Origin of the sequence: Limosilactobacillus mucosae, from assembly GCF_046939755.1 — a bacterium.
Classification (GTDB): Bacteria; Bacillota; Bacilli; order Lactobacillales; family Lactobacillaceae; genus Limosilactobacillus; species Limosilactobacillus mucosae_A.
On sequence record NZ_JBKZAY010000002.1, the window covers coordinates 54547 to 74921 of the forward strand.

Below are 20375 nucleotides of genomic sequence, written 5' to 3' on the forward strand. Positions count from 1 at the left end.
TATCGACTTCCCTAACAGTCATATTTAATTATACGCTTTCATCAACTGCTTTGTCAGCTGGTAGTCGCCGACATAAGGCTTATCATGACCATTCTCGCGCAGGAATTGTTCCCGTCCTTTAGCGGCCATAAACATGACGTCACCAGGCCGCGCCATTTGAAAAGCAGCTTTGATGGCTTCTTCACGATCGATAATTTCATGAATCTCAACGTGAGGATCCACGATATGATCGCGAATTGCCTGAATAATCTTTTTAGGATCTTCAAAGTAGTTGTCATCTTCAGTCAGGATGGCCACATCGGCATATTCAGATAAGGCACGGCCGATATCCTGCCGTCGTGACTCAGCTTTGCTGCCAACTGAACCAGTAACCACGATCAAGCGGCCGTCTGGATATTCATGCTTTAAGAACTTGAAGCTCTCACTCATGCTTAAGTAGTTATGGGCGTAGTCGACACAGGCCACATAGCCTTTTTCGTTCTTTAAGATTTCCATGCGGCCCGGTACTTTGGTTTCTAAAAGCCCCGCCGCAAACTCACTGGTTTTGTCGCTTAGCTGCGCGGCAACTGCCAAAGCCGCCGTTGCATTACTGCAGTTAAACGATCCTGGCAGCATGACCCGAAAATCGCCATTTACGGCCGGTAGCTGATCATTAAACGAAGCAACCTTGAAGTTACCATGCTCGCCTAAGGTAAAACGATAGTCGGCATCAGACTCATCGCTGCCATAGGTGATCAATTGGTTGCCAAAGGCGTGCGTTTTTTGGGCTAACAGATCAAAGTAAGGCATCTCACGATTGATAATCATTTTATCGGCATTTTTTACCAATTGGCTCTTGCACCAAAGATAGTCGTCAAAGCTTGGATGCTCAACTGGGCTGATATGATCACGCGAAATGTTCAAGAAAACGCCGATATCAAAATGCAGGCCATCAACCCGTGACTTCTTGTAGGCTTGACTAGAAACCTCCATTACCAGATACTTCATCCCATTGTTGACCGCCTGGCGCATCATCCGGTACAAATCTAATGATTCAGGCGTGGTCAAATGCGATTCGATAAAGTTTTTACCGTCCAGGCACTCAGCAATCGAAGAAAACTGCGCTACCCGATCATCAAAGACATGCGCCAATATATGCCGCGTAAAGTAGACTGAAGTCGTCTTGCCTTTGGTACCAGTAAAACCGATCAGCGTCAGCTCTTTTTCGGGATCGCCATAAAAAGCTCTTGCCACTGTTGCCATGGCTTTTTGCACATCGGTAACGACAAGCTGCCAGACGTTCTGACCAGCCAGTTCCTCGTCATACACCTGCTGAGTCAGACAAGCCGTGGCGCCTTTTTGAATTGCATCCACCAGATACTGTGGGTTAAAGCGCTGACCCTTGCAGATAAAAAGCGTCTGCGGCTCAATTGCGCGCGAGTCATACGAAAGCTGCTTGAACTCAACATCAGCAATTTTTTCTGGTACATCATACAGCCACTGACCGTCAACGATGATTTCCTTAAACAAGTCTCGTTCCTTGAGAGCGGCTACCGTCTGTTTAACCGTCAGCATTTAGTTCGCCGCCTTTTGCTTGGTTTGATCAATTGCTGATTCATCAGGCTTGAAGTTGTCGATAAAGTACAGCTTGTACCAGACTAAGAACGTGTAGACGGTCCAGATTTTACGCCGATCGTCAGTCTTGCCTTGGAAGTTGTCTTCAGCCATCTTCAAGATCTTGTCTTGATCAAAGAATTCTTTAACAAAATCCTGGCTGAATAATTCGCGAACTTCTTGGTAGTACTTGTCTTCACGCAGCCAGGCCCGAATTGGCGTAGGAAAGCCCATCTTAGGCCGCGTTGCCCATTCTTCTGGCAAGTGACGGTTGGCAGCCATCCGGAAAGCCCACTTGGTACCCTTAGCGTTAAACAGGTACTTGGTTGGCGTGGTCTGAGCAACCTTCATCATTTCACGGTCCAGCAAAGGCACCCGCAGTTCCAGCGAGTTGGCCATACTCATCTTATCGGCCTTCAGCAAAATATCACCTGGCATAAAGCAGTGCAGATCCAAATATTGCTTTTTAGCAACTTCATCAATATCTTTGTCTTCAACCTTGTCATAGTATGGGTCAACGATCTGCTTAACCGTTGGACCACAGTTGTATTCAGGCTGCAGAATGCTTTGGGCCTGTTCTGGACTGAAGATATAGGCTTCACCAATAAAGGTGTCACGGGCTGGCGCCAGGTTGGCATACATGTGCGCCTGACCATGGAAATGCTTGTTTTTAAGCTTTTCGGCAATCTCGTAGCGCTTTTGCCGCGGCTTTTTCTTCAGTTGATCGGTAATCCAACGAATCAGCTTGGACTTGGTGTAGAAGCCATAGTCAATGTAGCCGGCAAACAGCTCATCGGCCCCTTCTCCTGAAAGCATTGCCTTATAGCCATTATCCTTAGCCAGCTTGGTCAAAAAGTACAATGGCACAACGGATGGATTGGAATCGGGTTCGTCCAAATAGTATTGAATCAATGGGAATGTATGGAAGGCTTCCTCGTTGGTCAGCTTGGCATCCGTGTTCTTAAGATTCAGCTTGGCTGCCAGTTCCCGTGCTTCCTTGGTTTCATCGTAGGTGCTGTCAAAGCCGATTGAGAACGTGTTGTCAGGACGCATCATGGCCGTAACATAGCTGGAGTCAACCCCAGCCGAAAGAAACGAACCAACTTTGATGCCCTGGTCAGCAAAAGAGTGCGCCTTGACTGATTCAGTAACGGCAGCTTCAATCTTGTCAACGGCCTCATCAAAGGTCTCATCGGCCGGTTCAAAGTCCTCATCCCAGTATTCGGTCATTGAGAACTGACCATCCTTGGTGTAGTGGAAAGAATGACCTTCTGGCAGTTTGTAGACGCCCTTAAAGAACGTTTCCCGGGTAATTGGGTATTGGAACGTCAGATATGGTTTGAGCGCTTCTTTGTTCAGCTGCTTGTCAAAGTTAGGGTGTTCCAAGAAGGCCTTGATTTCTGAGCCGACAAAGAACGTCCCATTCATCTTGGCGTAATACAGCGGCTTGATGCCGAAGTGATCGCGGGCCCCAAACATTTCTTGGGTTTGCCGATTCCAGATAACAAAGGCAAACATTCCCCGCAGCTTCTTGCAGACATCATCGCCCCATTGCTCATAGCCATGCAGAATGACTTCCGTGTCCGTCTTGGTCGAGAAATGGTGGCCAGCAGCAATCAGTTCCTCGCGCAGTGGCTGGAAGTTGTAGATTTCACCATTAAACAAAATAGCCAGGTTTTCGTTTTCATTAAAGATCGGCTGCTTACCGCTCTTAACATCAACGAAACTCAAGCGTCGATGTCCCAAAGCCGCATGTTCATCGACGAATTGGCCGGCATCATCGGGACCACGGTGGATGATCCGGTCCATCATTTTTTGAATTAGGCTTTCTTTGACTTGTGGTTTTTCATTATCCACAAATGCAACAATTCCACACATAATGACTCTCCTATGTTCTTGAATAAATTAGCGCTGCACGAAGTATTCCTTGTACTTCTTAGGCATTAATGAAAAGGCGTAGTGCATCAACAGCCGCTGCTTGAGCGTATCATGCTTGTCAAAGGCCGTCGTACCCCAATTGCCGGATTCGAGCATCTGCTTGGCGCGTTCCTTGTCTGGGCCTTCTTTAGCATACTTATAGAAGACTTTCTTAGGCACGCTCAGCCACAGCTTGTTGCCGTCTGCATAATCAGTATGGTCATACGGACGATGATAGATGGCATCGTCAACCACGTACTTGGCCAGGTTGTAGCCGTTTAAAGTACAGTAGTAGCTGCTGCGGCCTTGACGCAGATTGATCTCAAAAATCTTGAATTTGCCATCGCGCCGGTCGTACTTCATGTCAAAGTCCGCAAATCCAACGTAATTGATTTCTTCCAGGAACTTTTGAATCGTTTGATAGATTTCCATGTTCTTTTCTGGAATGATCACCATGTAGTTGCCGACTGCCACTGGCGATGGATCTTCCAGCAGGGGATGACCAAGACAAATCATGCGTACCTTGTGATCCTGACCAACATAGGCGTTGACCACGCGCATGTTGGAATCATCGCCGGGAATAAAGTCTTGGGCGATCAGCTTTCCGGTATAGCCGGCCTGAGCAATCTCAGGCAGCAGCTTATCAAACTGATCCCGCGTATCCAAGACATAGGCCTTTTTACGATCGGCAAAATGAATGTCCAGCCAGGCGATACTGTCGGAAGGCTTCAGGGCAATCGGAAAATCAAATGGCAGCTTAATTTCTTTTGGCTTCGTAAACTCAGCCGCCTCAATCAGCTTGGTCTTTGGATAAGGCAGGCCATGCTTTTCCGCAGCGGCGTAAAAAGTTTCTTTGGTACCCAGTTTTTGGAACATGTCATAGTCAACGTATGGGCAGACAAACCATTGCTTCAGCTCGTCCAAATGCTTGGCGATCAGCTCCGTGTAGCCATCCCCACAGGACAGCAGCAGGTATTTTTTATCCGGCTTTAAGTTCTTGGCAATCTCCCGCATCGACTTGATAAAGCCTGGATCTTCATTAAATCCTTCAATTACATGCACATCAGCCAGCTTGGTATAGCGAGTTGGTGCCATGTGTGTAACTCCATAGGCAATGCTTTTAATTCCATAGGCTTCATAAAAAGAACGTGCCATGCCATAGCAGTTAAAATCCGTTCCCAGCAGAATTGGCTGGAAATCAATTTGATCATTCACTTTAAAATCATCCTCATATTTTTCTAGTGATACTGTCTAAACGGCGCCTTAAAAAACGCCCCCTGAAACCTTAATGATAATCCAAACCCAAGGTACCTTCAAGGGCTTCTCTAATCCTTAAGCTTAGCTAAACGTCCTTGACGCAGATAAACGCTTAAAATAGCCAGATCAGCTGGATTGACGCCGCTGATTCGTGATGCCTGAGCCAAAGTTTCGGGTCGAATCTTCTCAAGCTTCTGACGGCCTTCCGTAGCCAGGCCATCAATTGCCGAATAGTCCAGATCGGCTGGAATCTTTTTAGCTTCCATGCGCTTCAACCGTTCTACCTTGACTTCTTCTTTTTTGATATAGCCTTCGTACTTCAGCTGAATTTCAACTTGTTCAATTACTTCGCGGCTGAGTGGCTCGTCAGGATCAGGAATCAATTCCATCAGTGTTTGATAGTCAACATATGGGCGCTTCAAAAAGTCGGCGGCCGCGATGGCATCTTTCAATGGATTGTCGCCGTGCGCTTCAATCAGATTATTGGCCGCCTCGTTGGTTGGCTTGATGCGAATCTTTTTCAAACGAGCGATTTCTGCTTCAACTAAAGCTTTTTTATGCTCCATTTTAGCTAAGCGCTCATCAGAAACCAATCCAATCGCGTGTCCTTTTTCCATTAAGCGCAGATCAGCATTATCGTGACGCAGGATCAGCCGGTATTCGGCCCGACTGGTCAGCAGTCGATATGGTTCTTTAGTGCCCTTGGTTACCAGGTCGTCGATCATGACGCCGATGTAGGCATCCGAGCGTTTCAACACGAACGGTCCCTTGCCCTGAGCACGCAGCCCGGCATTGATGCCCGCAATCAGTCCTTGACCAGCGGCTTCTTCATATCCTGAGGTGCCATTAGTCTGACCAGCTGTAAACAGATTCTTGACCAGCTTGGTTTCCAAGGTTGGGTGCAGCTGATATGGCGCAACCACGTCATATTCAATTGCATAGCCAGGCCGCATCAGTTTGGCATTTTCCAGCCCCTTTACAGAGTGCAGCATTTTTTCTTGAATTTCTTCAGGCATCGAGGTTGACATTCCGTCTACGTACCATTCATCAGTATCGCGGCCTTCTGGTTCCAAAAAGACCTGATGACGATCCTTATCGGCAAACCGCACGATCTTGTCTTCAATGGAAGGGCAGTATCGTGGACCGACCCCTTCGATCACCCCAGTAAACATTGGCGCCCGATCAAGGTTGTCGCGAATGATCTGATGCGTGGTTGGATTGGTATAGGTCAGCCAACAGGAAATCTGATCAGTAACTGCGATGTATTGACTGTCTGGCGTATCAAAACTGAAATGATGCGGTTTTTCGTCACCAGGCTGTTCTTCGGTAACTGAATAATCAATCGTATTGCCGTTGATGCGTGGCGGCGTCCCTGTCTTGAATCGCTGCAGATCGAAGCCCAGTTCTTCCAGATTCTCGGACAGCTTGGTGGCTGACTGTGTATTGTTTGGACCAGATTCATACATCAATTCGCCAATAATGATCTTGCCACGGGCTGCCGTTCCTGTTGCCAATACCACAGCCTTGGCAAAATAGCGAGCCCCGGTATTGGTAATGACTCCTTTGCAGACGCCATCTTCAACCACCAGCTGATCAACCGTGGCCTGCCGCAGCGTTAGATTAGGCGTTTCTTCCATCGTCTGTTTCATGGCTCGGTGATAGGCATGCTTATCGGCCTGAGCTCGCAACGCGCGGACAGCTGGACCTTTCCCCGTATTGAGCATCCGCATCTGAACATAGGTCTTGTCGATATTGTGGCCCATTTCACCACCTAAGGCATCAATCTCACGAACTACGATCCCTTTAGCCGGTCCCCCAACTGATGGATTGCACGGCATAAAGGCAACCATTTCCAGACTGATCGTCAAAAGCAGCGTCTTATTGCCCATACGTGCCGCCGCCAATGCCGCTTCTGATCCTGCATGTCCAGCTCCAACGATGATTACGTCAAAGCTGCCGGCATCAAACGGCTTACCTTGTGAAATCTGCATTTTTATCTCCTTTACTTTCCTAGACAGAACTGACTGAACAATTGATCCAACAGTTCGTCTTGATAACTGTCGCCGGTAATCTCACCCAACAGTTCCCAGCACCGCGTCATATCAATCTGGACCAAATCGACCGGCATCCCAGCTGCAATGCCGCTCAAAACGTCATTCAAAGCGTCATTAGCTTGATGAAGCAGTCCAATGTGGCGGGCGTTGGTAACCATAACGGTATTTTGCGAGCTTTCGATTCCTTCATCAAAGAACATATGGCTGATCGTACGGCCTAATTCTTCCATTCCTTCATGCTCAACAATCGAGGTCTTAATCACGCAATCACCAGCCGTTAGCTGACGCAGCTCGTTTAGATCGATCCGGTTAGGCAGGTCGGTTTTGTTCAAGATGACGATTCGTGGCTTGCCAGCCGTCAGCTTGATCAGTTCCCGATCTTCATCGGTTAATGCATTGGAGCTATCGATCAAGAGCAGCACCAGATCGGCCGTGTCGATTGCCTGGCGACTGCGCTCAACGCCGATTTTTTCGACCGTATCTTCCGTATGCCGAATCCCCGCCGTGTCGATCAGCTTTAATGGCACGCCCTCTACGTTAACGTATTCTTCAATCACGTCACGCGTGGTTCCGGCCACATTGGTCACGATCGCCTTATCCTCATGCAAAAGCGTGTTAAGCAGGCTGGACTTGCCGACGTTTGGCCGCCCAATGATTGCCGTTGCCAGACCATCTCTTAAGACCTTACCTTGCTTGGCAGTTTTTAAAAGGGCCTGAATGCGTTGCTGAACCTCTTGGGCTTTTTCTTTCAGCATCTTGGTCGTCATTTCTTCAACCGCGTCATATTCTGGATAGTCAATGTTAACCTCAACCTGTGCCAAAACGTCCAGAATATCCTTGCGCAAAGCCTTGATCAAGCGGGACAGATCACCATCCAGCTGGTTGAGAGCGACCTTCATTGATTTGTCAGTTTTGGCACGGATCAGATCCATCACGGCTTCAGACTGTGAAAGATCCAACCGACCATTTAAAAAGGCCCGTTTGGTAAACTCACCCGGTTCAGCCAGTCGTGCCCCATGGCTAAGCGTCAGCTGCAGAATTCGGTTGGTGGCCAGCAGTCCGCCATGACAGTTGATTTCAACAACGTCTTCTCGGGTGTAGGTATGTGGGGCCCGCATGATTGAAACCATGACCTCATCAACTTCCGTACCACTGTCGGGATCAACGATGTGCCCATAGTTAATGGTGTTGGTTGCCACCTTTGCCAGATCCTTGCTGCCGTGGTACAGCTTTTTGGCAACGGCAATGGCCTCCTCACCGCTAATCCGAATAATTGAGATGCCCCCTTCGCCAACTGGGGTCGAGATGGCTGCAATTGTATCAAATTCTGAATTTGCCATTTTTTGCTCCTTTCCGCTGCAATAAAAAAAGCGCCGAGTCCACGCTCTCCCCACTCTGGGATCAACATGGTCAAAGCACTTTCACTACTCTAACTAACGGTAAATTCAATTAACATCGCTATTTTAGTTTTTCAGCGTTTGGTTGTCAATCAATTAATTCTTTGGTGCTACCACGACGCTGCGATATGGATCGCGACCATGCGAATAGGTTTTGACCCGCGGATTGTCTTCCAAGATGTGGTGCAGATACTTGCGTTCACGAGCCGGCATCGGGTCCAAAAAGACAGCCTGGCCGGTAGCAATTACCTCAGTGACACAGCGCGCAGCCAGTTTTTCCAACGACTGCTGCCGTTTCTGACGGTAATTCGATGTATCCAGGACCAGTCCCGGATCATCAACGCCATGATAGCTTAAAAAGGCCGTTCCCAACTGTTCCAAGGCATTGATTCGCCGTCCATGAAAACCGATGACTCGCCCTGAATTATCAGCCTGCAGATCAACAACCAATTCATGAGTCCGCAGCTTGACGATTTTAGGCTTAGCCGTCACTCCAAGCGCTGCCAGCACGTCTTTCAGGTAGCCGCAAAGTGCTTGGGCCGCTTGATTCATCTTGTGCACGTTGGCTTGATGACGACGCTCCATTTCCAAGGCATCTGGCTCATTTGAATCATCGGCTGCCGGCTTGACGTTTCGTTTTTTAGCTGTCTGCTTAGCAGTGTTAGCCGAAACCATTTTTTTGACCGGCTTAGACTTAGCGACCAGCTTTTTTGCGCTTGGCTTTTGCGACTGGACCGGCCGTTTTAATTCAGCCTGAATTTTAGCATTTCGGCGGCCAAAACCAAGAAAACCATGTCGTGGCTGCTCCAAGACCTGGATGTCTAATTGATCACGATTGGCTTTAAAGGCGGCTGATGCGGCTGCGATTGCTTCATCAATTGTCTGCGCCTCAAAAGTTTCCATAAAGCTCCCCCTCAATCATTATCAAAAAAGAGCGGTCAAGCCGCCCTCGTTGCTCAATTATTTCCGCTTGCTGCGGTAGGCTTTGCGCTTAGCCTTAGCAATCTTGTTACGGTGACGACGTTCAGCAGCCTGTTTTTCTTCACGTTCGCGACGAATCTTGAACGGATTTTGGAAGATCAGCACCTGGAGAACCTGGAAGGCGTTGGACACTACCCAGTAAAGCGTAATCGCCGAACTAAAGCCCAGTGCCATGAAAAAGACCATGATTGGCATAAACCAGGTCATTGATTTGGTCATGGCATTTTGTTCCGGCATTGAAGCCATCGACAGCCAGGAACTGATAAACGTAAACAGAGCCGCCAAAATCGGCAGCACGTAGTATGGGTCATTGTGGCCCAGCTGTAGCCATAAGAAACTCCCGCTACGCAAAACGTGCGTCCGCCAGATAGCTTGATACAACGCCCACATAACCGGCAGCTGAACCAGCAGTGGCAGCATCGAAGCAAACGGGTGCACGCCAGCATCCTTATAAAGCTTTTGTTGCGCCGCCTGCATCTTTTCCAGTGATTCACGATCGCGTCCAGGATACTTCTTTTGAATCTCCTTAAGCTGTGGCGTTAATTCCTGCATCTTGACCGACATTTTGGTCTGGTACACCATCAATGGCAGAATGATAATCCGCACGATAATCGTAAAGATGATGATCCCCATTCCATAGCCGCCAAAATTGTTGGACAGCCAGATTATGAACCGTGAGCAGTTATAGATGATGTAATGATCCCAAAAGCCGGTACTGTGGCTGGTAATTGGTGAATTGGAACAAGCAGCCAAAAAGACTGCCAGACTCATAATCCCCGCCAGGCTTAGGATTTTCTTGTGTCCTTTTCTCAAAGTGCGATCCTCTCTTAATCTTCTTTTAACAGATGGGCCAATTTCAGTGCATGAACCAGATTCTTTTTAACTTCTGCCATTTCCAAGCCATCAGCAGCTGGCCGCGCGATAATCAGGAAGTCAACATCTGGCTTGATTGCCGGTTTAACCTCCAGCAGCGTTTGGCGGATCCGCCGCTTCAGCCAGTTGCGGTGTACGGCATTACCGATTTTCTTGCCGACTGAGATGCCGACCCGAAAATGCTTTTGACCTGGTTTTTGCATTTGATAGATGATGAATTTTCGATTGGCTACAGAATCATGAGTTTCAAAGACCCGCTGAAATTCACTTTCCTTTTTTACTCGGTATGACTTTCGCATGTTCGCTCCAACCTTTAAAAATACAAAAAGGACTGAGGCACAACCGCATGTGATGCAGTGGATGAATGCCCCGGCCCCTTTTAGAAAAAAAGCCACTAATTAAATAGTGGCCGATTTTATGCAGATAATACTTTGCGGCCCTTTTGACGACGACGAGCCAATACCTTACGGCCGTTGCTCGTGCTCATACGCTTGCGGAAGCCGTGAACGCGTGCGCGGTGACGCTTCTTTGGTTGAAATGTGCGCTTCATTGAGTGCACCTCCTCGCTTGTATTTATTATTTTATTTACAGTCCAAAAAGACAATCTCTTCAAACATACTTTTGAAGTATAACACATCCGACGCCAAGAATAAATGATTATCTTGCGTTATTTTAGCGTTTTTTACTGTTTCAAATTGGCCAGTTATCCCCAATTTTTTCCACAAGTGCCTAAATAAAACTGGGGACTTTTTTATTTATCCACAGAGTTATCCAAAGCAAAAAGAGTTCCCCACAGGTTGTGGAAAAAGTTATTAACAGCTCTGTGGATAATTATGAAAACATGATTATTGCACTTTTAACTGACTAAAGTTATCCACAGTTTGCCAGTGATTAACTTAATTCTGCCTTTTTCTTTTCCACAAATCCACAGCCTTGTGGAAAACTTATCAACATGTCTGTGAATTTTGTTAATAGTTTTTACACAGCCTTGTGGAAAACTACCAGACAATGCTAAAATATTCTTTGGATTTTTAATTAGCATGAGGAGGAATTTACTTGATTGAGCTAAACTCGCTCTGGGAATCGGTTCAAAAAGAGTTTCGCAAGACCACTGGCAGCGTAACCTATAACAACCTAATTGCCCCAGCCAAAGCAATTTCTCTCGAAAACAATCAGCTGACCATTGAGCTGCCAACCAAATCTCACCGAGACTTTTGGCAAAACGAAATGACTACTAAGCTCAAAGACCTGCTGTTCAACGAAACCCTGGTTCATATTGAGCCACGCTACACGCTTGAGAGAGAGCTCATGACTCCATCTTCGCCAGTCGGTGGAATCATGACCAAACAGACGCCCTTAAATCCAGAATATACATTTGAAGCTTTCGTTGAAGGACGCAGCAATCAGATGGCTTATGCCTCAGCCTATGCTGCCTCTGAACAGCCTGGCGGACTTTATAATCCACTCTTGATCTATGGCGGCGTTGGCCTTGGCAAAACACACTTAATGCAGGCCATTGCCAACAACATGCTGCGGCATAACCCTAACGCTAAGATCAAATACGTTACCAGCGAAACTTTCACCAATGACTACATCAATTCAATCAAAAACAACAACCAAGAGCAGTTCCGACGCGAGTATCGTGATCTGGATGCTTTGTTGGTCGATGATGTCCAGTTCTTTTCCAATAAGGAAGGAACCCAGCTGGAATTTTTTAATACCTTTAATTCGCTGCATGATAACAACAAGCAGATCGTCTTGACAGCCGACCGGAATCCCAAACAGATCCCAGATTTAACTGATCGGTTGGTCTCACGCTTTGTCTGGGGAGTTCCGGTTGAGATCACCTCGCCAGATCTGGAAACACGGACCGCTATTTTGCGCAGCAAGGCTGAAGAAGAACAGATCAACGTTCCCAATGACGTTTTAAGCTTTATTGCCAGCAAGGTTGACACCAACGTCCGCGAATTGGAAAGCGCGCTGCTAAGAGTTCGCGTAGCCGCTCAGCTTCATCACGCGCCCATCACGATCGAACTGGCCAATGAAACGCTCAAGGGCATGGAAGCTACCGATGAGGCTGTAATCTCGATCGACTTGATTCAAAAAAAGGTTGCGGCTTATTATAATATCCGTCAGTCTGATATCGTGGGGAAAAAACGCGTCAAGCAGATCGTCTTTCCCCGTCAGATTGCCATGTACCTGGCGCGGGAATTGACCGAAAGCTCGTTGCCTAAAATTGGCAAAGAATTTGGCGGCAAAGATCATACCACGGTTCTCCATGCCATCGATAAGATTGAAAAACAGCTGGCCGAGGATGATAATTTACAAGACGACATCCGTAACCTTAGAATGGAGCTGCAGCCTTGATTGTGGAAAACTAAAAAGTTATCCCCAAGATATCCACAGCTTTTCCACAGTTATGAAAACTTATGACTACTGAATCTAGGCTAGTTTTCCACATTATCCACAGGTCCTATTACTACTACTAAACTTATATAATATATATATAGCAACAAGGAGAGATTCATTTATGAAATTCACCATTAATCGTCCAGCCTTTATTAATCAGCTTAACAATGTCTTAAGAGCAATCTCATCCAAAACCACGATTCCAATTCTGACTGGTCTGAAAATGGTCGTAACTGATCATAGCGTCATCCTGACTGGTAGCGATGCCGATATTACGATCGAATCAACTCTGGATGCCAGCGATAGCAGCTACGGCTTGTCAATTGAAGAACCTGGCGCAATTGTTTTGCCAGCTCGCTTCTTTAATGAAGTGATCAAAAAGCTGCCAGACAAACAGGCTACGATTGAAGTCTTTAATGGTCTGCAAGTGCGGATTACCTCAGGAACGGCCGAATTTACGATCAACGGTCAGGATGCCAACAATTATCCACATCTGCCGGAAGTTGAAAGCGAAAATACGATTGAACTGGCTTCTGACATGCTGCGCGAAGTTATTGATCAGACACGGATTGCCGTTTCCAAACAAGAAAGCCGGCCAATCCTGACTGGGATTCACGTAGCCTTAAATAATGGCATTTTAACTGCGGTGGCTACCGACAGTCACCGTTTGGCACAACGTAAGGTTGAATTGCCAGAAACAGCTGATCGTGATTTTGACATCGTTTTGCCAGGAGCTTCAATGACGGAACTGGCTAAAATGATTGCCGATGAAAAAGATGGCGTTAAGATGCAGATTACCGAAAATCAAGCCCTGTTTATTTTTGGCAATACGCATTTTTACTCGCGCTTGCTGGAGGGCAACTATCCAGAAACGAGCCGCTTGATTCCAGAATCATCCGACACGCGTTTGGAAATTACGGCCAGTGATCTGTTGGCTTCGATTGAGCGGGCCTCGCTGCTGTCTCATGAAAGTCGCAACAATGTAGTTAAGCTGAGCGTCAATCCAGAAAACAAGATTGCAACGGTTTCGGGTACGTCAGCCGATGTTGGTAACGTTGAAGAGGAAATCAATGCTGACCAGATCGTAGGCAACCCATTGGAAATTTCGTTCAACCCTGACTATATGCGGGATGCCTTAAAGTCATTTGGGCAAACTAAGATTCTAATTTCGTTTACGACGGCGCTGCGGCCATTTACTCTGGTGCCAACTGAAGAGAAAGCCAACTTTGTTCAGTTGATTACGCCGGTTCGGACTTACTAAATTCAAATAAATCTGTTGAAAAAGCATCCACTTATCCACGGTGGATGCTTTTTTGTTGTGGAAAAGTGACTAAATTGGCGAAATTTGGTGGATAAATCATTCCCGGGTTTAAGATAGCGCTTAAATCACTAAAATTTGCCGTCTGAGCAAAGATAACCTGTTTTAGATAAAAATGATTAATTGGGATAAGATTTGCTGATACGGCCTAAAAATGCCCTTTAATTTGTTTTTACGTCCTATAAAAGCTATAATAAAACAGCAAGCATAAAGTAGGTGAAAAGTATGCAAAATACAAAAAAAGTCGCAATCAGCAGTGAATTCATTACGCTTGGTCAGCTGCTGAAAGAAGAAGGCATTATTCCCACCGGGGGAGCTGCCAAGTGGTTTTTGCGGGAACATGAAGTCAAGGTCAACGGCGAATCAGAGGCGCGTCGTGGTCGCAAGCTGCGCGTTGGCGATCAAATCGAGATCAGCGGTATTGAAGACGTTGAGATCGTAGCTGAATAATCAATGTATCTTTCGGAAATCGAGCTGCGTAATTTTAGAAATTATGAGAACCGTCAAGTTGAGTTTTCCCCAGGCATCAACGTCTTTATTGGGGAAAATGCGCAAGGCAAGACCAATCTGCTGGAGGCCATCTATGTCTTGGCAATGACGCGCAGCCACCGAACCGCCAATGATCGCGAGCTGATCAACTGGCAGGCTAAAGAAGCCATGGTTAAGGGCACGGTTATCAAGCAGACGGGACGGGTGCCGTTGGAAGTACTGCTGGGTACGCACGGCAAACGAGTCAAGGTTAATCATCTTTTCCAATCGCGGCTGTCGACTTATATCGGCAATCTAAACGTAGTCTTATTTGCTCCAGAAGATCTCGCGCTGGTTAAGGGAGCCCCTCAAGAACGGCGTCAGTTTATGGATACGGAGTTCAGTCAAATGAGCAGCCGCTACCTATATGCCATCAGTCAGTTTAGAGGCCTCCTAAAGCAGCGCAATGAATATTTAAAACAGCTGAAGTATGGCAGCCGAGTCGATCAAGTATTATTGGAGGTCTTATCTGATCAGCTGGCAGAAAGCGGTGCGGCGGTAATGGCAATGCGCTTTAAGCTGCTCAAGCGACTGGAAACATGGTCGGCTCAGCTGCACGAGCATATTTCCCAACAAAAAGAGGTCCTAAAGCTGAAATATATTTCCCAGGTTATGATTGATGAGAAAACGGCTGAAAAAGAAATCGCCGAGCAGCTGCAGACGCTATACCACGAGCATCAGCCGCAAGAAATCAAGCTGGGAACGACGCTTTATGGACCACAGCGCGACGATATTCGTTTTTTGGTCAATGATCAAGATGTTCATCGCTTTGGTTCTCAAGGACAACAGCGGACAACGGCATTAGCGGTCAAGCTGGCAGAAATTGATCTGATGAATGAACAGACCGGTGAGTACCCATTGCTGCTGCTGGATGACGTCTTATCCGAACTTGATGATGATCGTCAGACCCATCTGTTGACAGCTATTCAGGATAAGGTTCAGACGTTTTTGACAACGACCAGTTTAAGCGGTGTAGCACGACAATTGATCAATCGCCCAACGATTTTTCAGATTGCCCATGGAACGATTGACAAGGAGGATAAAAAGTGAGCGATAAAGAACTTGAAGCAGAAAAGAAAGCGGAACTGGCCAGTGAGTACGATGCCAGCCAGATTCAAGTCTTAAAGGGGCTGGAAGCAGTCCGGAAGCGCCCAGGGATGTACATTGGCTCCACCAGTGCTCAAGGGCTGCATCACCTGGTCTGGGAAATCGTCGATAATGGTATTGACGAAGCATTAGCCGGATTTTGTGATGAGATCAATGTCGTTGTCGAACCAGATAACAGCATTACGGTAACCGATAACGGGCGGGGAATCCCGGTCGATATTCAAAAAGAAACCGGCAAGCCGGCACTAGAAACGGTTTTTACCGTTCTGCACGCCGGTGGTAAGTTTGGCAGCGGCGGCTACAAGGTATCTGGTGGTCTGCACGGGGTTGGTGCTTCAGTCGTCAACGCACTGTCAACCGAGCTGGATGTCTACGTAACGCGGCAAGGTAAGGAATACTACATGGACTTTGACCATGGCCACGTTAAGACGCCAATGAAGGTTGTTAAAGAAGGCATTTCGGAATTAAAGCACGGCACGCGGGTTCATTTTAAGCCGGATCCAGAAATCTTCCGTGAAACAACGGTCTACAACATCAAGACGCTGACGGATCGAATTCGCGAGCTATCTTTTTTGAACAAGGGCCTAAAGATTACGATTGAGGACAAGCGAGAAGACAAGCCCACGCGGCAAGATTTTCATTATGAAGGCGGGATTCGGCACTACGTTGAATTCTTAAACGAGGGTCAAGAAGTACTGTTTGATCCGCCAATCTATGTGGAAGGCGAGAACAAGGGCATTACGGTTGAGGTCTCCCTGCAGTATACGACAGGTTACCGCAGCACGCTGATGACTTTTACCAACAATATCCACACTTATGAAGGCGGAACGCACGAAACCGGCTTTAAGACCGCTTTGACGCGCGTTATCAATGACTATGGCCGAAAGAGCGGTCAGCTGAAGGGCAATACGACGCTTTCTGGTGATGACGTGCGTGAAGGATTGACGGCAGTTGTTTCGATTAAGCATCCTGATCCACAGTTTGAAGGACAGACCAAGACCAAGCTGGGCAACTCGGATGCGCGGACGGCAACTGATCATATCTTCAGTGAGATGTTCACGCGCTTCTTGATGGAAAATCCGGATACTGCGCACAAGATTATTGAAAAGGGCATGCTGGCTTCTAAAGCACGGGTAGCCGCCAAACGAGCTCGTGAAGTTACGCGTAAGAAGAGCGGCTTGGAAATTTCAAGATTACCCGGGAAATTAGCCGACAACACCAGTAAGGATCCGGAAATTTCAGAATTATTCATCGTCGAGGGTGACTCAGCCGGTGGTAGTGCCAAGCAGGGGCGTTCCCGCTTGACGCAAGCGATTTTGCCAATTCGTGGTAAAATTCTCAACGTTGAAAAAGCCGGGATGGATCGTATTTTGGCCAATGATGAGATTCGTTCGCTGTTTACGGCCTTAGGGACCGGTTTTGGCGGTGATTTTGACATTACTAAGGCCAACTATCACAAGCTGATCATTATGACTGATGCCGATGTGGACGGTGCTCACATTCGAACGCTGCTGCTGACGCTTTTCTATCGCTACATGAAGCCAATGATCACCAATGGCTATGTCTATATTGCACAGCCACCACTGTATCAGGTTCGGCAGGGTAAATTCGTCAAGTACGTTGAATCAGACGAAGAGCTGCAGAATGTCTTAAATACGCTGCAGCCAAGCCCTAAGCCGGTTATTCAGCGTTACAAGGGGCTGGGTGAAATGGATGCCGAACAGCTCTGGGAAACGACGATGGATCCAGAAAAACGTCATCTGCTGAGAGTTGACCTGGATGACGCTGCTGAAGCGGAAAAGATCTTCCCAATGCTGATGGGAACCAAAGTCGGTCCGCGGCGCGAATTTATTGAAGAAAATGCCAAGTTTGTCGAGAACTTGGATCTGTAAAATCAGCTAAGGAGGAAAAAACGTGGCAGATCAAGATATGCCAGGGCGCATTACTGATGTCAATCTGACTGGATTGATGAAAAATTCATTTTTGGATTATGCAATGAGCGTCATCGTTGCCCGGGCCCTTCCAGACGTTAGAGATGGTCTGAAGCCAGTTCAACGGCGAATTCTTTATGGGATGAACGAACTGGGCGTGACGCCTGACAAGCCATATAAAAAATCCGCACGTATCGTTGGTGACGTTATGGGTAAGTTTCACCCCCATGGCGATTCCTCGATCTATGAAGGCTTAGTGCGGATGGCGCAGGACTTCAGCTATCGCTACATGCTGGTTGATGGACATGGTAACTTTGGCTCGGTTGATGGCGACGGGGCTGCCGCCATGCGTTATACCGAAGCCAGAATGAGTAAGATTGCCGTTGAAATGCTGCGTGACATCAATAAGAATACGGTTGACTTCCAAGACAACTATGATGGCAGTGAAAAGGAACCAACCGTTTTGCCGGCTCGATTCCCTAATCTTTTGGTCAATGGTGCCTCTGGGATTGCTGTCGGGATGGCAACCAACATTCCCACGCATAACTTAGGCGAGGTAATTGATGCCATTCATCTGCTGATGCAGAATCCGGATGCTACGACTGAAGAATTGATGAAGGTGCTGCCAGGACCTGATTTTCCAACCGGCGGCGTAGTCATGGGCAAATCTGGAATCCGCAAAGCCTACGAGACGGGACGCGGAACGATTATTGTCCGCGCCAAGGTTGATATTGAAGAATCCAAGAATGGTCGTCAGCGCATCGTCGTTCACGAGATTCCTTACATGGTCAATAAGGCACGCTTGATTGAGCGGATTGCCGAACTGGCTCGTGAAAAAGAAATCGAGGGCATTACCGATATTAATGACGAGACCGATCGTGAAGGGATGCGGATCGTGATTGACGTCCGGCGTGATGCCAGTGCTGAGGTCATCTTAAACAATCTGTACAAGATGACGCTGATGCAGACAACTTTTAATTTCAATATGCTGGCCATCGTCAACGGAGCACCAAAAGTCTTAAGTCTCAAGCAGATCCTGCAGCACTATCTCGAACATCAAATCAACGTGGTTCGGCGGCGGACGGAATTTGATCTTAAAAAAGCGCAGAGTCGCGATCATATCGTACAGGGACTCTTGATTGCCCTTGATCATATTGACGAGATCATTAAAATCATTCGCGAGGCGCAGACCAGCGAGATTGCCAAGGAACAGCTGATCGACCGCTATACGCTGGATGATCGTCAGGCTCAGGCAATCTTGGACATGCGGCTGGTACGGCTGACCGGACTTGAACGTGAAAAGATCGAAAACGAGCATCAAAAGCTCACTGAGGCAATCGCTGACTACCAAGACATCTTGGCACATGAAGAACGCATCAATCAGATCATTTACGATGAGCTGCTGGAAATTCAGCGCAAGTTTGGTGATCCGCGCCGGACTGAGCTGCAGGTCGGTGATATTACGGATATTGAAGACGAAGATCTGATTGAAGAAGAAGATATCGTTGTCACACTGACTCATAACGGCTACATCAAGCGGCTGCCGGTCGATGAATTCAAGTCGCAAAATCGTGGCGGTCGTGGTGTTAAAGGAATGGGTGTGCACAAGGATGACTTTATTGAGCATCTGATCTCCAGTTCTACGCATGATATTCTGCTGTTCTTTACCAATTCAGGCAAAGTCTTCTCTATGAAGGGCTACGAGGTTCCAGAATATGGCCGCTCAGCTCAGGGAATTCCAATCATCAACCTGCTTGGCATCGACAATCATGAAAAGATTACTGCGGTGATCAACGTTTCGAACGCTGCTGATGATGCCGATAAGTTCCTGTTCTTTGTAACTAAGCAGGGAACGGTCAAGAAGACGCCAGTCGATGACTTTCGCAATATTCGCAGTAATGGTCTGAAGGCAATTCATCTGCATGATGGCGATGAGCTGATTCATGTCAACATTATTGATGGACAGCAGAACATGATCCTAGGGACGCGGCTTGGCTATGCAGTCAGTTTCAATGCCGAAGACGTTCGTTCCATGGGTCGCTCGGCTGCCGGCGTACGGGGAGCTAAGCTGCGGGATGGCGACTGCGTTATTGGCGCCGCACCGCTTGATTCGGACAGCAATGTTTTCGTGATTAGTGAGAATGGCTTTGGCAAGCAGACACCAGCTGCTGAATACCCAATCAAGGGTCGTGGCGGTAAAGGGATCAAGACGGTCAACATAACGGCAAAGAATGGTCTATTGGCTGGTCTGACAACGGTCAAGGGCGATGAGGATATCATGCTGGTAACCGATAAAGGCGTGATCATTCGTTTTGGCATCGAAACCGTTTCGCAGACTGGTCGTGCCGCTGTGGGAGTTCACCTAATCAGAATGGATGATGACTCTAAGGTAGCTACGATGGCTAAGGTAGCTAAGGAAGCCCAGACAGACCAAGATAATGATGCTTTGTCTGCTGAAGAAGATTCAGCTGAAACAGAAAACAACTAAATAAAATGCAAAAGCTGAATTACGGCATATAGTTTAATCAGAGGGCCGCAATTCAGCTTTTTTGATTAGATGATTGAATCACTTGTAATTGATTTTTATTTATGCTAATATCTTTGTCTGTGAGTATACGTAAAGACGTCTGCTCTCCTTGCTCTTATTAATCTTAAAAATAAGAGCCAGAGTCCATAAGGAGGTGTAACATTCATGGAAACACGCAAATATGAAATTACTTACATCATTCGTCCAGACATCGAAGAATCTGCTAAGAGCGAACTGGTAGCTCGCTTCGACAAGATTCTGGCTGACAATGGTGCCAACATCATCGATTCAAAGGATTGGTCAACGCGTCGGTTTGCCTACCCAATCGCTAAGTACACTGAAGGTACTTACCACGTAGTCAACCTGACTGCTGACAGTGACGAAGCTCTGAACGAATTTGACCGTTTGGCTAAGTTCAGCGACGACATTCTGCGTCACATGATTGTTAAGCGCGAAGCCTAAATCGCGTTGCAATCCAAATTG

The 20375-nt window shown here is 47.2% G+C and carries 16 protein-coding genes; 7 read left to right on the plus strand and 9 right to left on the minus strand.

What is annotated here, in order from left to right:
• Window positions 1-24: 24 nt before the first annotated feature.
• The 9 genes from murE to rpmH form a co-directional block, all read right to left on the minus strand.
• Complete coding sequence (murE, locus tag ACLUWI_RS01205; protein ID WP_412145826.1) at window positions 25-1554, minus strand: UDP-N-acetylmuramyl-tripeptide synthetase; 1530 nt, start codon at window positions 1552-1554, stop codon at window positions 25-27.
• A complete protein-coding gene (gene asnB, locus ACLUWI_RS01210; RefSeq protein WP_412145827.1) occupies window positions 1555-3471 on the minus strand; it encodes an asparagine synthase (glutamine-hydrolyzing) in 1917 nt (638 codons plus the stop codon).
• A 27-nt stretch (window positions 3472-3498) separates the two neighbouring features.
• Window positions 3499-4725, minus strand: a complete 1227-nt coding sequence (locus ACLUWI_RS01215; protein WP_169461572.1) for a carboxylate--amine ligase — start codon at window positions 4723-4725, stop codon at window positions 3499-3501.
• Window positions 4726-4835: 110 nt separating this feature from the next.
• Window positions 4836-6758 (minus strand): tRNA uridine-5-carboxymethylaminomethyl(34) synthesis enzyme MnmG, encoded by a 1923-nt coding sequence (gene mnmG, locus ACLUWI_RS01220; protein ID WP_412145828.1) that lies wholly within the window; start codon window positions 6756-6758, stop codon window positions 4836-4838.
• A gap of 11 nt (window positions 6759-6769) precedes the next feature.
• Entirely contained in the window at window positions 6770-8161 is a 1392-nt protein-coding gene (gene mnmE / locus ACLUWI_RS01225; RefSeq protein ID WP_412145829.1) for a tRNA uridine-5-carboxymethylaminomethyl(34) synthesis GTPase MnmE, read from the minus strand.
• Between the two features lie 153 nt (window positions 8162-8314).
• Window positions 8315-9121, minus strand: coding sequence for an RNA-binding cell elongation regulator Jag/EloR (gene jag / locus ACLUWI_RS01230; RefSeq protein ID WP_412145830.1), 807 nt, complete (start codon window positions 9119-9121; stop codon window positions 8315-8317).
• Between the two features lie 57 nt (window positions 9122-9178).
• Window positions 9179-10012: a YidC/Oxa1 family membrane protein insertase gene (locus ACLUWI_RS01235; RefSeq protein ID WP_033934551.1), complete on the minus strand. Its 834-nt coding sequence runs from the start codon at window positions 10010-10012 to the stop codon at window positions 9179-9181.
• Window positions 10013-10026: 14 nt separating this feature from the next.
• Window positions 10027-10371: a ribonuclease P protein component gene (gene rnpA, locus ACLUWI_RS01240; RefSeq protein WP_006500872.1), complete on the minus strand. Its 345-nt coding sequence runs from the start codon at window positions 10369-10371 to the stop codon at window positions 10027-10029.
• A 116-nt stretch (window positions 10372-10487) separates the two neighbouring features.
• Window positions 10488-10622, minus strand: coding sequence for a 50S ribosomal protein L34 (gene rpmH, locus ACLUWI_RS01245; RefSeq protein ID WP_003665227.1), 135 nt, complete (start codon window positions 10620-10622; stop codon window positions 10488-10490).
• A 506-nt stretch (window positions 10623-11128) separates the two neighbouring features.
• Between rpmH and dnaA the strand changes: the two genes are divergently transcribed.
• From dnaA to rpsF, 7 genes are all read left to right on the plus strand, one after another.
• Window positions 11129-12439 carry a chromosomal replication initiator protein DnaA gene (gene dnaA, locus ACLUWI_RS01250; RefSeq protein WP_412145831.1) on the plus strand — a complete coding sequence of 437 codons (1311 nt, stop codon included), beginning with the start codon at window positions 11129-11131 and terminating at the stop codon, window positions 12437-12439.
• A 163-nt stretch (window positions 12440-12602) separates the two neighbouring features.
• Complete coding sequence (dnaN, locus tag ACLUWI_RS01255) at window positions 12603-13742, plus strand: DNA polymerase III subunit beta (RefSeq protein ID WP_412145832.1); 1140 nt, start codon at window positions 12603-12605, stop codon at window positions 13740-13742.
• A gap of 282 nt (window positions 13743-14024) precedes the next feature.
• Window positions 14025-14249 carry a S4 domain-containing protein YaaA gene (gene yaaA / locus ACLUWI_RS01260; RefSeq protein WP_412145833.1) on the plus strand — a complete coding sequence of 75 codons (225 nt, stop codon included), beginning with the start codon at window positions 14025-14027 and terminating at the stop codon, window positions 14247-14249.
• 3 nt (window positions 14250-14252) lie between these two features.
• Complete coding sequence (gene recF, locus ACLUWI_RS01265; RefSeq protein WP_412145834.1) at window positions 14253-15377, plus strand: DNA replication/repair protein RecF; 1125 nt, start codon at window positions 14253-14255, stop codon at window positions 15375-15377.
• A complete protein-coding gene (gyrB, locus tag ACLUWI_RS01270; protein WP_412145835.1) occupies window positions 15374-17326 on the plus strand; it encodes a DNA topoisomerase (ATP-hydrolyzing) subunit B in 1953 nt (650 codons plus the stop codon). Before recF ends, gyrB begins: the two co-directional genes overlap by 4 nt.
• A gap of 22 nt (window positions 17327-17348) precedes the next feature.
• Window positions 17349-19853: a DNA gyrase subunit A gene (gyrA, locus tag ACLUWI_RS01275; RefSeq protein WP_412145836.1), complete on the plus strand. Its 2505-nt coding sequence runs from the start codon at window positions 17349-17351 to the stop codon at window positions 19851-19853.
• A 204-nt stretch (window positions 19854-20057) separates the two neighbouring features.
• Complete coding sequence (gene rpsF / locus ACLUWI_RS01280; protein ID WP_048345664.1) at window positions 20058-20354, plus strand: 30S ribosomal protein S6; 297 nt, start codon at window positions 20058-20060, stop codon at window positions 20352-20354.
• The last annotated feature ends 21 nt before the right edge of the window (window positions 20355-20375 follow it).